The organism is Pseudomonas typographi, assembly GCF_014694385.1.
Taxonomy (GTDB): domain Bacteria; phylum Pseudomonadota; class Gammaproteobacteria; order Pseudomonadales; family Pseudomonadaceae; genus Aquipseudomonas; species Aquipseudomonas typographi.
In genome coordinates this window covers 19634-34106 of record NZ_JAAOCA010000039.1, presented here as the reverse complement: position 1 = coordinate 34106, position 14473 = coordinate 19634, and the positions used below count along the sequence as shown (strand labels likewise).

Sequence of the window (14473 nt, the reverse complement as noted above, 5' to 3'; positions counted from 1 at the left end):
GCCTGCTGGCCACCTGGGTAATGCGCTGTAACCATAGCGCGGGCTCGCACCTGTGGCGGTCGCTATTGCCTCCTGGCGGCCGCCAGACTAACGGAAGGCCCAGGCTAGAGCGATCCGTGCAGTTGGTGCAAACACTCTAAACATGACTATATCGCGCATATCGGTTTAGTTAGTGACCCGTAGAGGGGGGTGTGCCTCTAGGCGACCTACGGCAAAACTGCTACTCTCGGCGCGCTTCAACTATATCAATAAGAACCGCAGCCAATGCGGTGCAGCCCAGCAGTTGCGTGAGGAGCAGGCTTCCATGGTCGAAAATTTCTGGATGGACAAGTACCCGGCTGGCGTGCCGATGAACATCGATCCTGACCAGTACCCCAACGTGCAGGCCGTGCTCAGGGCTTCTTGTGAGCGCTTCGCCGAGCAGCCGGCGTTCACCAGCATGGGCAAAACGCTCACCTATGGCGACTTGTACCAACTCTCCGGCGCCTTCGCCGCCTGGCTGCAGCAACACACCGACCTCAAGCCGGGTGATCGTATCGCCGTGCAGTTGCCCAACCTGCTGCAATACCCGATCGCCGTGTTCGGCGCGATCCGTGCCGGGCTGATCGTGGTGAACACCAACCCGTTGTACACCGCACGGGAAATGGAACATCAATTCAAGGATTCCGGTGCCAGGGCCTTGGTATGCCTGGCCAACATGGCGCACCTGGCCCAGGCCGTGGTGCCGAAAACCCAGGTACGCCATGTGATCATCACCGAAGTGGGCGACTTACTGCCGCCCTTGAAACGGCTACTGGTCAACGCGGTGGTCCGTTACATCAAAAAGATGGTACCGGCGTACCACTTGCCGGGTGCTGTACGTTTTACCGAAGTGCTTGCCCAGGGCCGCGACCAGCCGGTGAACGAGGCCAGCCCCGCCGGGCACGACGTGGCCGTGCTGCAGTACACCGGCGGTACCACCGGTGTTGCCAAAGGTGCGATGCTCACCCACCGCAACCTGGTGGCGAACATGCTGCAATGCAAGGCGCTGATGGGTGCCAACCTGGGCGAAGGCAACGAAGTGATCATCACACCGTTACCGCTGTACCACATCTATGCGTTCACGTTTCATTGCATGTCGATGATGCTCATGGGTAACCATAACGTACTGATTACCAACCCGCGCGACCTGCCGGCCATGACCAAGGAGCTGGCACGCTGGAAGTTCAACGGCTTCGTGGGCTTGAACACCCTGTTCGTGGCGCTGTGCAACAACGCCGAGTTCCGCAAGCTGGATTTTTCCGCGCTCAAGGTCACCCTGTCGGGCGGCATGGCCCTGCAACAGGCGGTGGCCGAGCGCTGGCAAGCCGTCACCGGTTGCCCCATTTGCGAAGGTTACGGCATGACCGAAACCAGCCCAGTCGCCACCGTCAACCCGCGCGAACACATTTTAATCGGCTCCATCGGTATCCCGGTGCCGTCCACGGTGTGCAAGGTCATCGGCGAAGACGGCCAGAGCCTTGGCTTCAATGAAATCGGCGAGCTGTGCGTGAAGGGCCCGCAGGTCATGAAGGGCTACTGGGAACGGCCCGACGCCACCGCGGAGATCCTTGACGCCGAAGGCTGGCTGAAAACGGGCGACATCGCGCTGATCCAGCCCGACGGGTACATCCGCATCGTCGATCGCAAGAAAGACATGATCCTGGTCAGTGGCTTCAACGTGTACCCCAATGAGCTGGAGGAGGTGTTGGTGTGCCTGCCAGGCGTGATGCAATGCGCCGCCATTGGGATACCGGACGAAAAATCCGGTGAGCTGATCAAAGTGTTCGTGGTGATTCGCCCCGGTGCGTCGCTTACCAAGGAGCAAGTGATCGAGCATATGCGCGCCAACCTCACCGGTTACAAGGTGCCCAAATACGTTGAATTCCGCGAAAGCTTGCCGACCACCAATGTGGGCAAGATCCTACGCCGTGAACTGCGCGACGAAGAGCTGCGCAAACGGGGCCTGAAAAAAATTGCATGAGTTACCCGCAGGTGCCCGGCGGCGCCGGGTACCGCCAGCTAAGGGCACCGCGATAAAATAGTGCGGCTAACGCCTGAAACGCCGCCGCGGAAATCTGCGACAATCCCCGCCATACTCTTGCCGCACCATAGATTTCGCCTGCTGATGACTGATCAAGCCCCATCGCTCGACACCCTGCTGGAACTCCTCGACAACGCCCAGATCGCCGACCGCCATCGCCTGCGCCGGCAGTTGCATGAACTGCGCAAACAGCCGGACGAAACTCGCCTGGCGCAATGGCTGGAGCGTTACCAGGCCTCGTGCGCACTGGTGGCGCGGCGCCGTGCCAGCGTGCCGGCGATCCGCTACGACGAGCAACTGCCGATCGCCGCTAAGCGCGATGAGATCAAGCGCCTGATCGCTGAGCACCAGGTGGTGGTGATCGCTGGCGAAACCGGCTCGGGCAAAACCACACAATTGCCGAAGATTTGCTTGGAGTTGGGCCGTGGCCAGTACGGCTTGATCGCCCACACGCAACCGCGGCGTATCGCCGCACGCAGCGTGGCCAGCCGGGTGGCCGAGGAACTGGGTTCGCCGCTGGGGCAACTGGTGGGTTACCAAGTGCGTTTTGAAGACCAGACAGGGCCGCTTAGCTTGGTCAAGCTGATGACCGACGGTATTCTGTTGGCCGAGACGCAACACGACCGGTTCCTGGAGCGCTACGACACTATCATTGTCGATGAAGCCCACGAGCGCAGCCTGAACATCGACTTCCTGCTGGGCTACCTGAAGACGCTGCTGCCGCGCCGCCCAGACCTCAAGCTGATCATCACCTCGGCCACGATTGACCTGGAGCGTTTCTCCAAGCACTTCGACAGTGCGCCGATCATCGAAGTGTCGGGCCGCACCTACCCAGTCGATACCTGGTACCGGCCGCTGGTCCGTGAACAGGATGAAGACGGCAACGCCGTGGAAGACGACCTGTCGGTGGACCAGGGTATTTTGGCCGCCCTCGATGAAATCGCCGCCCTCGAACGCAGCGAACGCAAGGGCCCGGGCGATGTACTGGTGTTCTTGCCAGGTGAACGTGAAATCCGCGATGCCGCCGACATGCTGCGCAAGGCGCAACTGCGCCACACCGAGATTTTGCCGCTGTATGCGCGGCTGTCTCCGGCCGAGCAACAGCGTATCTTCCAAAGCCACCCTGGGCGGCGCGTGGTGCTGGCCACCAACGTGGCGGAAACATCCCTTACCGTGCCGGGCATTCGCTACGTGATCGACAGCGGTACCGCGCGCATCAGCCGTTACAGCTACCGCGCCAAGGTACAGCGCTTGCCCATCGAGGCGGTGTCGCAGGCCAGTGCCAACCAGCGCAAGGGCCGGTGCGGGCGGGTAGAACGCGGCCTGTGCATTCGCCTTTACAGTGAAGAAGATTTCAACGCCCGCCCAGCCTTTACCGACCCGGAAATCCTACGCACCAACCTGGCGGCGGTTATCTTGCAAATGCTGCACCTGCGCCTGGGCACCATCGAGGCCTTCCCGTTCATCGAGCCGCCGGATGGCAAGGCTATTAGCGACGGCTTCAACCTGCTGCAAGAACTGTGTGCGGTGACCCGCGAGCAACAACTCACACCCCTGGGCCGGCAATTGGCGCGCCTACCCATCGACCCGCGGCTGGGCCGCATGCTGCTCGAAGGCGCCCGCCAAGGCAGCCTGGCAGAGATTCTCATCGTCGCCAGCGCGCTCTCGGTGCAAGACCCACGCGAGCGCCCGGCCGAGCGCCAACAGGCCGCCGACCAGGCCCATGCGCAATGGAAGGACCCTGACTCGGACTTCGCCGCCCTGGTGAACTTGTGGCGGGGCTTCGAAGAGCAGCGCCAGGCACTGGGGGCCAGCGCGCTGCGCAATTGGTGCCGCAAGCAGTTTGTGAATTACTTGCGCATGCGCGAATGGCGCGACGCCCACCGCCAACTCACGTTGATTTGCCGCGAGCTGCAGCTAAAGGCCAACCCAGAGCCCGCCGACTACCCCAAGCTGCATAAGGCTGTGCTGGCGGGCCTGCTCAGCCAGGTAGGGCAAAAAACCGAGGAGGGTGATTACCTCGGCGCGCGCCAACGGCGGTTCTGGGTACACCCCTCGTCGGGCATCGGCCGCAAGCGCCCGCAGTGGCTGATGGCGGCGGAACTGGTGGAAACCACCAAGCTGTACGCGCGCATGGTCGCGCGCATCGATGTGCTGTGGCTGGAGCCGTTGGCCGAGCATTTGGTGAAGAAAAACCACTTCGAGCCACATTGGGAGAAAAAACGCGGGCAGGTGGTGGCCTTCGAGCAAGTGACCCTTTATGGCTTGATTATCATCGGCCGCCGGCCAGTCAACTATGGCCCCATCGACCCGCAGGTGGCCCGTGAGTTGTTCATTCGCGAAGCATTGGTACGCGGTGAAATCAACTCCCGGGCCAAATGCCTGGCGGCCAACCGGGCACTGCTCGAACAACTCGATGCATTGGAAGCCAAGGCGCGCCGGCGCGACATCCTGGCCGACGAGCAGACCTTGTATGCCTATTACGACGCGCGTTTGCCAGCCGACATTCACCAGGCCGCCAGCTTTGATGCCTGGTACCGCAGCGAGAGCCAAAAGCACCCGCAGTTGCTGATGATGCGCGAAGAAGACGTGCTCGCCCGCGAGGCCCTTGAGGTTACTGCCACGCAGTACCCCGATACCTTGCAATTAGGCGACTTGAGCTTGGCGCTGGCCTACCATTTCGAACCCAACCACCCGCGCGACGGTGTTACCGTGCGGGTACCGGCGCCGCTGCTGCCCGCATTGCCGGCTGAGCGGCTGGAGTGGCTGGTACCTGGCTTGCTCGAAGCCAAGTGCATGGCGCTGGTGCGCCATTTGCCCAAGGCGTTGCGCAAGAACTTCGTGCCAGTGCCGGATTTCGTTCGCGCCGCGCTCGAACGCCTGGGCTTCGCACAAGGGCCGTTGCCCCAGGCATTGGGCGCGCAGTTGCAACGCATGACCGGTGCGCGAGTGAGCGATGAGGCCTGGACGCAAGCGGTGGAGGAAGTCGAAGCGCACCTTAAGATGAACATCGAGGTGGTTGACGCCCAGGGTAAATTCCTCGGCGAGGGCCGTAACCTCGCCGAACTGACCGCGCGCTTCGCCCAGGCCAGCCAGGCGGCGCTGGCCATGCCGGCCAAGGCTGAGGCCCAGCAGCCAGTGCAAGCCAAGGCTTTTGCCAACGTGGCGCACACCGCACGGCAGCAAGTTGCCGGGCTGGACATGACGGTATACCCGGCGCTAGCCGAGGAGGGCGGTGAGGTGCGCCAGGCACGTTTCGCGACCGCCGCCGAAGCCCAATGGCAACACCGGCAGGCCTTGCAACGGCTGTTGTTGCAGCAACTGGCCGAGCCTGCCCGCTACCTGCGTGGCAAGCTGCCCGGGCTCACCCAGATGGGGCTGTTGTACCGCGACCTGGGGCGGCCGGAGGCGTTGGTCGAGGACATTCTATTGGCCAGCCTGGACAGCTGCATCCTGGAGGGCGAGGCCAGCTTGCCACGGGATGGCGCGGCACTGGCGGCGTTGGCTGAAACCAAGCGCGGCAGTTGGGCCGAGCATGCCGAGCGCTTGGCGCGGCTGACGCTGGAGATTCTTACGCTCTGGCACGGGCTGCAAAAGCATCTGAAGGGCAAAATCGACCTGGCCCATGCCGTGGCGCTGGGCGACATCAAGGTGCAGCTTGGGGCGTTGGTTTACCCTGGCTTCGTGCGGCAAACGCCGTTGCAGTGGCTCAAAGAACTGCCGCGTTATATGAAGGCCATCCAGTTGCGGCTGGAGAAGCTGCCAGCCCAGTTGCAGCGGGACCGGGTATGGAGTGCCGAACTGAGCGAAGCTTGGGCCCAGTACCGCACGCGCTTGGCCAAGCATGGCCAGGAGGGCAAGCGGGATGAGCAACTGGCCATTTACCGCTGGTGGCTGGAAGAGTACCGGGTTTCATTGTTCGCCCAGCAGTTGGGTACCAAGGTCCCGGTGTCGGATAAGCGCCTGGCCAAGCAATGGGCGCAGGTCGAAGGCTGAACCCGGCATGAATGTAGCTGATATGGCAAAATACCGCGCGCATGGCCCCCGGGGCGGCGCCTTACAATCATGAGGATGGATCGTGCATAAGGCTGTTATCAGTGGCACCGGTTTGTACACACCGCCCCACAGCATCAGCAACGACGAACTCGTTGCCTCGTTCAACACGTACGTCAACCGTTTCAACGATCAGCACGCCATGGCCATCGCGCGTGGCGAGGTACAGGCGCTGCTGGAATCCAGTGCCGCCTTTATCGAGAAGGCCAGCGGCATCAAAAGCCGCTACGTGATGGACAAAGACGGCATCCTCGACCCCGAGCGAATGAAGCCGCGCTTGCCCGAGCGCAGCAACGACGAGCCATCGATCCTCTGCGAGATGTCGGTGAAGGCCGCCCACCAGGCGCTACAGCGTGCCGGCAAGGCGCCCAAGGATGTAGATGCGGTGATCGTGGCGTGCTCCAACCTGCAGCGGCCGTACCCGGCCATTGCCATCGAAGTGCAGCAAGCCCTGGGCATCGCCGGGTTTGCCTTCGACATGAACGTGGCCTGTTCGTCGGCTACCTTCGGCATCCAGGCCGCTTGCAATGCGGTACAGGTGGGCCAGGCTCGCTCGGTGCTGGTGGTTGACCCGGAGATCTGCACGGGGCACCTGAACTTCCGCGACCGCGACAGCCATTTTATTTTTGGCGATGCCGCCACCGCCCTGTTGGTGGAGCGGGCTGACCTTGCCTGCTCGCCATACCAGTTCGACATTCTTGGCACCAAGCTACTGACGCAGTTTTCGAACAACATCCGCAACAACTTTGGTTTTCTCAACCGCGCGGCGGAAGAGGGCATCAACGCCGACGACAAGCTTTTCGTACAAGAAGGCCGCAAGGTGTTCCGGGAAGTGTGCCCGATGGTTGCGGAGTTGATTGGCCAACACCTGGCCGAGCAACACCTGCCGGTGGAGCAAGTGCAGCGTTTCTGGCTACACCAGGCGAACCTGGCGATGAACCAACTGATCGTCAAGAAGCTGCTGGGGCATGATGTGGCGCCCGAACAGGCACCGGTGATCCTTGACCGGTACGCCAATACCAGTTCCGCGGGTTCAGTGATTGCCCTGCACCTGCACCAGGACGACCTGCCCAGCGGCGCCGTGGGCGTGCTCAGCTCCTTCGGAGCGGGTTATTCCATTGGCAGCGTGATCCTGCGCAAGCGCTGAACCTTGGCTCAGCCTTTTCGGACGAATACGCGCGAGGGGCGGTTACCATCCGCTGCATAGCGTTGGGCATCGTTACCATGGCGTTCAGTTCATACTCACAGGCGCTCGCCTGAGGGCCCCACGCCGTGGCCTACCGGTGCCAGCGCTAACAGTTCACTGGCAAAGGCTGGGCCATTCAGCCCAGGCGTATGTTGAGGCTTTGGGCCTGCCCTGCCAGCGCCGCACGCACCAGTTGTTGGCGCGCGGCCGAAGCCAGCGGGGTTAGCCAACTGACCACGGTGTGGCTATTGCCCAGTGCCAATGCTTCACAAGCCAGTTCCAGCACCGGTTGGTTACGGCGCGGTTGCAACAACCGGATGCGTTCGCGGTTCAGCCCGGCCTCGCGAAGCCACGTATGGGTGAGGCTGGCGGGGGGCGCGACGAGCGTTAGCCAGCGTTGCTCCCTGGCCTGGCTCAGCGATTGAAGCACTGGGGCCATCAGGCTCAAGCAACTGCCCGCCGAACCGCGCAGTGCAAGCTCGCTGAACACCTCGGGTTCTTCCACGTCGGCTGGGCTTACCCAGTGGGTTTCGAGCAGCGGTTCGGCGGTAGGTGCCATGAACACTTCAAACAGCGATAACTGAGCCTGTTGCGCCCGGGTGGGAATTGCGGGAATGCACTGCATGAAGCCTCCTCGTTCAGCGGCGGATCACGCCGACACTCAGCCCTTCGATCACCAGCTCCTGCTCCCGAAGGTCGACCTCGATGGGCGCGAACTCAGGGTTCTCGGCCAGCAAGCGAACCTTGCTGCCACTGCGCTGGAAGCGTTTTACGGTGACCTCTTCACCAATGCGGGCCACCACGATCTGGCCATTGCGTACTTCGCGGCAGGTGTGCACGGCCAACAGGTCGCCGTCGAGGATGCCGACATCTTTCATGCTCATGCCGTGCACCCGCAGTAAATAGTCGGCGCGGGGGTGGAAAAAACCGGGGTTGATACTGCAGGTTTCTTCGATGTGCTGCTGTGCCAAGATGGGCGCGCCGGCGGCCACGCGACCGATGATGGGCAAGCTGTCGTCACCCTTGGCCTCGCTGCCACCACCGGGTATGCGGATGCCGCGGCTAGCACCCGGGGTCATTTCGATCGCGCCTTTGCGTGCCAGGGCTTTGAGGTGCTCCTCGGCGGCATTGGCCGATTTGAACCCCAACTGTTGGGCGATTTCTGCGCGAGTAGGGGGGAAGCCGTTGTCTTCGATGCAGCGCCTGATGAAGGCCAGGATCTCGGCTTGGCGTGGCGTCAATTTCAGCATAGTGGCGGGCTCTGGCTTTTTATACAGTGACTGGGATTATATACAGTAATGGCCGCTTGGCAACCCTCCTTTTTTGACTTGGCAATTGAATTGCTTGACCATCTGGCCTGAAAATGCATCGGCCAGCTTGACAGCGGTGCATATTGAAACGTAAGTTTCAAACACCTGTTTGCCAGCCGGAGACACCATGGCCCAGTCGGAGACCGTCGAACGCATCCTCGATGCCGCGGAGCAATTGTTCGCGGAGAAGGGGTTCGCCGAAACCTCTCTACGCCTGATCACGGGCAAGGCCGGGGTTAACCTGGCCGCGGTGAACTACCATTTCGGCTCAAAAAAAGCCCTGATCCAGGCGGTGTTTTCCCGTTTTCTCGGGCCTTTTTGCGCCAGCCTCGAGCGTGAGCTCGAACGGCGCAGCGCACGCCCCGAGCACAAGGCCGGTCTTGAGGAACTGCTCGAGGTGCTGGTAGACCAAGCCATGGCGGTGCAGCCGCGCAGTAACAACGACCTTTCCATCTTCATGCGCCTGCTGGGGCTGGCGTTCAGCGAAAGCCAGGGGCACCTGCGGCGTTACCTCGAAGACATGTACGGCAAGGTGTTTCGCCGCTATATGCAATTGGTTAACGAGGCCGCCCCGCGTATCCCGGCACTGGAGCTATTCTGGCGGGTGCATTTCATGCTCGGCGCTGCGGCCTTTAGTATGTCGGGTATCAAGGCGCTACGGGCTATTTCGGAGAACGACTTCGGCGTCGATACCTCGATCGAGCAGGTGATGCGGCTGATGGTACCGTTTCTGGCGGCCGGCATGCGTGCCGACAGTGGCGTCACCGACCCGGCCATGGGCAGCGCGCAGCTGCGCCCGCGCAATAAACAGGCGCTGCCGGCAAAGGTTTAAGGCCCGCGCAGGGCGTGGCCGGCGCGCCTGGCTTCCGTTAAAGTAGCGCCCCCACTGCTTCGAAGGATTTGCCATGACCACCCGCCTGCAGGGCTCATTGATGCTCGATGTCGCCGGCACTTGGCTGTGCGCCGAGGACCGCCACCTGCTGCGCCAGCCCGAGGTGGGCGGCCTGATCGTTTTCGCCCGTAATATCGAACACCCCCGCCAAGTCCGCGAGTTGGCCGCCTCGGTGCGCGCCTTGCGCCCTGATCTGATCCTGGCGGTGGACCAGGAGGGCGGCCGTGTGCAGCGCCTGCGTCAGGGTTTCGTGGCCCTGCCGGCAATGCGCCGCCTCGCCGAGGCGGCCGATGCCCAGCGCCTGGCCGAGCACTGCGGCTGGGTGATGGCCAGCGAAGTACTTGGGGTAGGGCTGGACATTTCTTTCGCCCCGGTGCTGGACCTTGACCACCAGCGTAGCGCGGTGATCGGCCTGCGCGCGTTCGAAAGCGACCCTGAGCGCGCCGCGCTATTGGCCGGTGCGTTTATCCGCGGCATGCGCCAGGCTGGCATGGCGGCCTGCGGCAAACATTTTCCTGGCCACGGTTGGGCCGAAGCTGACTCGCACGTTGCGATCCCGGTCGATGAGCGAGACCTTGCCACCTTGCGCCAACACGACCTGATCCCGTTCAGCCGGCTGCTTCCGGAGCTGGCGGCAGTGATGCCAGCGCACGTGATCTACCCACAGGTCGACGACCGCCCAGCGGGGTTTTCCAAGCGCTGGCTGCAGGGCATTCTGCGCGGCGAGATGGGCTTTGACGGGGTTATCTTCAGTGATGACTTGTCCATGGCCGGCGCCCACGTGGTAGGCGATGCCGCCGCCCGTGTCGAAGCGGCCTTCAGCGCTGGCTGCGACATGGGCCTGGTGTGCAATGATCGCGGCGCCGCTGAGTTGGCCCTGAGCGCGGCCCAGCGGCTGAGGGTAACGCCAGCTGCACGTATCGCCCGCATGGCCGGGCGTGCCACCCCGGGGCAGGATTACCGCCACCACCCGCGTTGGCTCGAGGCGCTGGGCGCCCTGCGCCGCGCGCAATTGATCGATTGAGGATTTACCCATGACTGTTTACGCCATCATCGGTGGTACCGGCCTTACCCAACTCGAAGGCCTGAACATCCAGCGCTCCCTGGCGGTGGACACCCCCTATGGCCAGCCTTCGGCCGAGGTGGTGATCGGCGAATATGCCGGGCGCGAGGTGCTGTTTTTAGCGCGCCATGGCCACCCGCACCGCTTCGCGCCGCACAAGGTCAATTACCGCGCCAACGTGTGGGCACTCAAGCAGGCCGGCGCCGAGGCGGTGCTGGCCGTCAATGCCGTAGGGGGTATCCACCCAGGGATGGGCACTGGGCATTTTTGCGTGCCGCACCAGGTGATCGATTACACCAGCGGGCGCGAGCACACGTATTTCGCTGATGACCTGGAGGCCGTTACGCATATCGACTTCAGCTACCCCTATAGCGAACCGGTGCGCCAGCGCCTGTTAGCGGCGTTGGCGGCTGAAGGCCATGCACACAGTGATCAGGGGGTATATGGCTGCACCCAGGGGCCGCGCTTGGAAACCGTGGCCGAAATCGCCCGGCTCGAACGTGACGGCTGCGATATCGTAGGCATGACGGGCATGCCAGAGGCGGCGCTGGCGCGCGAGCTGCAACTCGACTACGCATGCCTGGCGCTGGTGGTGAACCCGGCGGCTGGGAAAAGCACCGAGGTGATTACCATGGCCGAGATCGAACTGGCCCTGCATGCGGGGATCGGCAAGGTGCGTAATACGTTGCAGCGGCTGCTGGCGCAGCCTTGAACACCAAGCCATGAGCCGTAAGGGGCGGGAAGGGGTAGCAATGCCCCCTCCCGCGGCGCATATGGCGTTAGGCGTTCGCCGGCTCGCTGGCCCGCCACTGATGGCGGTTGCCGCGAAACAGCACCAACGTGGCCAGCAGGCCCATCACGGCAGCGCCGGTGAGCCAAATGCCGGGGGCGGCGTCGTTGTTCAGGGCGTGAATCAACCACGTGCAGGCTGCTGGGGTAAAGCCGCCGAACGTGGCGGTCGCCAAGCTATAGGCCAGCGAGAACCCGGTGGTGCGCACTTCCTTGGGCATGATCTCGGCCAGGGCCACTACCATTGCGCCGTTGTACGAGCCGTACAGGAACGACAACCACAGCTCGACCATCAGCAGATGGCTGAAGCTGGGGGCGGTGACCAGCCACGACAGTAGCGGGTAAGCGGTGAGGATCGCCAGCACCGTAGTGCCCACCAGTAACGGCTTGCGCCCCACCCGGTCGGACACCGAGCCCATCACCGGCAACCAGATGAAGTTTGAAACACCCACGAGCACTGTAACCACCAAGGCATCGAGGTCGGACAGGTGCAGCACGTTTTTGCCGAACGTCGGCGTGTAGGCGGTGATCAAGTAAAACGACACGGTGGTCATCACCACCATGGCCATGCCGGCGATTACCAGGCCGAAGTTCTGGCCAATCGAGCGCATCACCTCGCGAAACGCCGGGCGATGGGTACGCGCCTGGAATTCAGGGGTTTCTTCCAGCGAACGGCGGATCATGAAGATGGCCGGCACGATGGCGCAACCGACCAGGAACGGCACGCGCCAACCCCATTGGCCCATGTCGGCGGGGCTGAGGAAGTGGTTGAGCAGCACGCCCAAAAGGCCTGCGAATATCACGGCCACCTGTTGGCTGGCTGACTGCCAACTGACATAGAACCCTTTGTTCCCAGGGGTGGCGATTTCGGCAAGGTACACCGACACACCCCCAAGCTCGACGCCGGCAGAAAAGCCTTGCAATAGCCGGCCGATCAGCACCAACACCGGTGCGAGCACGCCGAGCGTGGCATAACCGGGCACCAGCGCAATCAGCAGGGTGCCTGCGGCCATCATCATCAGGGTCACGATCAAGCCTTGGCGGCGGCCGTGTTTATCGATGTAGGCCCCGAGCACGATGGCCCCGAGCGGTCGCATCAAAAAGCCCGCGCCGAAGGTGGCCAGCGACAGCATCAGCGAAGCGAAGCCGTCATCGGAAGGGAAGAAGGTTTTGGCAATGGCGGTGGCATAATAGCCGTACACCATGAAGTCGAACATTTCTAGAAAGTTACCGCTGACAACGCGAAAAATCGCCTTGCCTTTGCCTGTATTGGCGGCCATGGAATGCACCTGCTTGTAGTTGTTGGCGTTGCCCGGTCCTTGAGCTGAACAGCTGCGCGGGCCCTGCACAGTGATGGCGTCACTAATCGACGGTAATTGTTACGATATGTGTATCCTTTGACCCAGGCAACCTAAATCTGTTCGGCGGCAGTCTGTTACGGCGTTTTCGGGCTGCCGGTGTGGCACCTTGCCGCACGGAAAAATGGCGTTTCTCGCGACCAAGGTTTAATGTGCGCGTCACCCGCTGTTCATTAGGCTGCGCGCAAAGTGGCTGCGCCCGGTGCTTGTGCGTGATAACCGCACACGCACCTGAAATTGCACGGGCCAGGCTCATCGGTGCCGCCTGCGGCATTTAAAGTCGGAGACGGGTGGCGTTTCCGGCCTGTTCTAAGGAGTACGCATGGCTGTCTATAACTACGACGTAGTGGTGTTGGGTTCCGGCCCAGCGGGAGAGGGTGCGGCAATGAATGCCGCCAAGGCAGGGCGCAAGGTCGCGATGGTCGATAGCCGGCGCCAGGTCGGCGGCAACTGCACCCATTTGGGCACCATTCCCTCCAAGGCGTTACGCCACTCGGTTAAGCAGATCATCCAGTTCAACACCAACCCCATGTTCCGCGCCATTGGCGAACCGCGTTGGTTTTCATTTCCTGATGTGTTGCACAGCGCCGAGCGGGTGATTGCCAAGCAAGTCGCCTCACGCACCAGCTACTATGCGCGCAACCGGGTCGATGTGTTCTTCGGCACCGGCAGCTTCACCGACGAGCAAACCCTGAGCGTGATCTGCGCCAACGGTGCCCAGGAAAAGCTCGTTGCCAAGAACATTGTGATTGCTACCGGCTCGCGCCCCTACCGCCCAGCGGACATCGATTTCAGCCACCCGCGTATCTACGACAGCGACACCATCCTGAGCCTGAACCACACCCCGCGCAAGATCATCATCTATGGCGCCGGCGTGATCGGTTGTGAGTACGCCTCGATTTTCAGCGGCCTGGGCGTGATGGTGGAGTTGGTCGATACCCGTGAGCAGTTATTGAGTTTCCTGGATTCGGAAATCTCCCAGGCGTTGAGCTACCACTTCAGCAACAACAACGTGATGGTGCGCCACAACGAAGAGTATGAGCGGGTAGAAGGCCTGGAAAACGGCGTGATCCTGCATTTGAAATCCGGCAAGAAGATCAAGGCCGACGCCCTGTTATGGTGTAACGGCCGCACAGGCAATACCGACCGCCTGGGCCTTGAGAATATCGGGATCAAAGTCAATAGCCGTGGCCAGATCGACGTAGACGAAGCCTATCGCACCAGCGTACCGAATATTTGTGGCGCCGGCGACGTGATCGGTTGGCCAAGCTTGGCCAGCGCCGCCTACGACCAAGGCCGCTCAGCATCTGGCTCGATCGTAGACAATGGCAGTTGGCGCTTCGTCAACGACGTGCCCACCGGTATTTACACCATCCCGGAGATCAGCTCGATTGGCCAGAACGAGCATGAACTGACCCAAGCCAGGGTGCCCTACGAAGTGGGCAAGGCGTTCTTCAAGGGCATGGCGCGGGCGCAGATTTCCGACGAACCGGTGGGCATGCTGAAGATCCTGTTTCACCGCGAAACACTGGAGGTGCTCGGCGTGCATTGCTTCGGTGACCAAGCTTCGGAAATCGTGCATATCGGCCAAGCGATCATGAATCAACCTGGCGAACTCAATTCATTGAAGTACTTCGTCAATACCACCTTCAACTACCCGACCATGGCCGAAGCCTATCGGGTGGCCGCATACGACGGGCTCAACCGGCTTTTTTGAGTGGCTCCGGCCGGTGGCCTGAGCCGGCCGGAGAGACTGCATT

10 protein-coding genes are annotated in these 14473 nt (G+C 62.1%); 7 read left to right on the top strand and 3 right to left on the bottom strand.

Annotated elements, in window-relative coordinates:
• Window positions 1-304 precede the first annotated feature (304 nt).
• The 3 genes from fadD1 to HAQ05_RS23550 all read left to right on the top strand — a co-directional run bounded on the left by fadD1 (window position 305) and on the right by HAQ05_RS23550 (window position 7262).
• Window positions 305-2002 (top strand): long-chain-fatty-acid--CoA ligase FadD1, encoded by a 1698-nt coding sequence (gene fadD1 / locus HAQ05_RS23560; protein ID WP_190425339.1) that lies wholly within the window; start codon window positions 305-307, stop codon window positions 2000-2002.
• 144 nt (window positions 2003-2146) lie between these two features.
• Entirely contained in the window at window positions 2147-6058 is a 3912-nt protein-coding gene (gene hrpA / locus HAQ05_RS23555) for an ATP-dependent RNA helicase HrpA (RefSeq protein ID WP_190425336.1), read from the top strand.
• A gap of 82 nt (window positions 6059-6140) precedes the next feature.
• Window positions 6141-7262, top strand: coding sequence for a beta-ketoacyl-ACP synthase III (locus HAQ05_RS23550; RefSeq protein ID WP_190425333.1), 1122 nt, complete (start codon window positions 6141-6143; stop codon window positions 7260-7262).
• 175 nt (window positions 7263-7437) lie between these two features.
• On the opposite strand, the gene sulA is transcribed toward HAQ05_RS23550, so the two are convergent.
• Together sulA and lexA are read right to left on the bottom strand one after the other, a co-directional pair.
• Window positions 7438-7926, bottom strand: a complete 489-nt coding sequence (gene sulA / locus HAQ05_RS23545) for an SOS-induced cell division inhibitor SulA (RefSeq protein WP_190425330.1) — start codon at window positions 7924-7926, stop codon at window positions 7438-7440.
• Between the two features lie 13 nt (window positions 7927-7939).
• A complete protein-coding gene (gene lexA, locus HAQ05_RS23540) occupies window positions 7940-8551 on the bottom strand; it encodes a transcriptional repressor LexA (protein ID WP_190425327.1) in 612 nt (203 codons plus the stop codon).
• A gap of 187 nt (window positions 8552-8738) precedes the next feature.
• Here lexA and HAQ05_RS23535 point away from each other — a divergent pair, with 187 nt between their 5' ends.
• From HAQ05_RS23535 to HAQ05_RS23525, 3 genes are all read left to right on the top strand, one after another.
• Complete coding sequence (locus tag HAQ05_RS23535) at window positions 8739-9443, top strand: TetR/AcrR family transcriptional regulator (protein WP_190425324.1); 705 nt, start codon at window positions 8739-8741, stop codon at window positions 9441-9443.
• 85 nt (window positions 9444-9528) lie between these two features.
• A complete protein-coding gene (gene nagZ, locus HAQ05_RS23530; RefSeq protein WP_190425426.1) occupies window positions 9529-10527 on the top strand; it encodes a beta-N-acetylhexosaminidase in 999 nt (332 codons plus the stop codon).
• Window positions 10528-10537: 10 nt separating this feature from the next.
• Window positions 10538-11278 carry an S-methyl-5'-thioinosine phosphorylase gene (locus tag HAQ05_RS23525; RefSeq protein ID WP_190425321.1) on the top strand — a complete coding sequence of 247 codons (741 nt, stop codon included), beginning with the start codon at window positions 10538-10540 and terminating at the stop codon, window positions 11276-11278.
• A gap of 67 nt (window positions 11279-11345) precedes the next feature.
• Here HAQ05_RS23525 and tcuC read toward each other — a convergent pair whose 3' ends face one another.
• The gene (gene tcuC / locus HAQ05_RS23520; protein ID WP_190425319.1) at window positions 11346-12635 is read right to left on the bottom strand and encodes an MFS transporter; all 1290 of its coding nucleotides are present in this window, start codon (window positions 12633-12635) and stop codon (window positions 11346-11348) included.
• Between the two features lie 400 nt (window positions 12636-13035).
• Between tcuC and sthA the strand changes: the two genes are divergently transcribed.
• Window positions 13036-14430, top strand: coding sequence for a Si-specific NAD(P)(+) transhydrogenase (gene sthA / locus HAQ05_RS23515; protein ID WP_190425317.1), 1395 nt, complete (start codon window positions 13036-13038; stop codon window positions 14428-14430).
• The last annotated feature ends 43 nt before the right edge of the window (window positions 14431-14473 follow it).

What these genes read in the sequence shown, in the direction of transcription:
- fadD1 (WP_190425339.1), top strand. Translation starts at nt 305, where the DNA reads ATGGTCGAAAATTTCTGGATGGACAAGTACCCGGCTGGCGTGCCGATG.
- hrpA (WP_190425336.1), top strand. Translation starts at nt 2,147, where the DNA reads ATGACTGATCAAGCCCCATCGCTCGACACCCTGCTGGAACTCCTCGAC.
- sulA (WP_190425330.1), bottom strand. Translation starts at nt 7,926, where the DNA reads ATGCAGTGCATTCCCGCAATTCCCACCCGGGCGCAACAGGCTCAGTTA.
- lexA (WP_190425327.1), bottom strand. Translation starts at nt 8,551, where the DNA reads ATGCTGAAATTGACGCCACGCCAAGCCGAGATCCTGGCCTTCATCAGG.
- HAQ05_RS23535 (WP_190425324.1), top strand. Translation starts at nt 8,739, where the DNA reads ATGGCCCAGTCGGAGACCGTCGAACGCATCCTCGATGCCGCGGAGCAA.
- HAQ05_RS23525 (WP_190425321.1), top strand. Translation starts at nt 10,538, where the DNA reads ATGACTGTTTACGCCATCATCGGTGGTACCGGCCTTACCCAACTCGAA.
- tcuC (WP_190425319.1), bottom strand. Translation starts at nt 12,635, where the DNA reads ATGGCCGCCAATACAGGCAAAGGCAAGGCGATTTTTCGCGTTGTCAGC.
- sthA (WP_190425317.1), top strand. Translation starts at nt 13,036, where the DNA reads ATGGCTGTCTATAACTACGACGTAGTGGTGTTGGGTTCCGGCCCAGCG.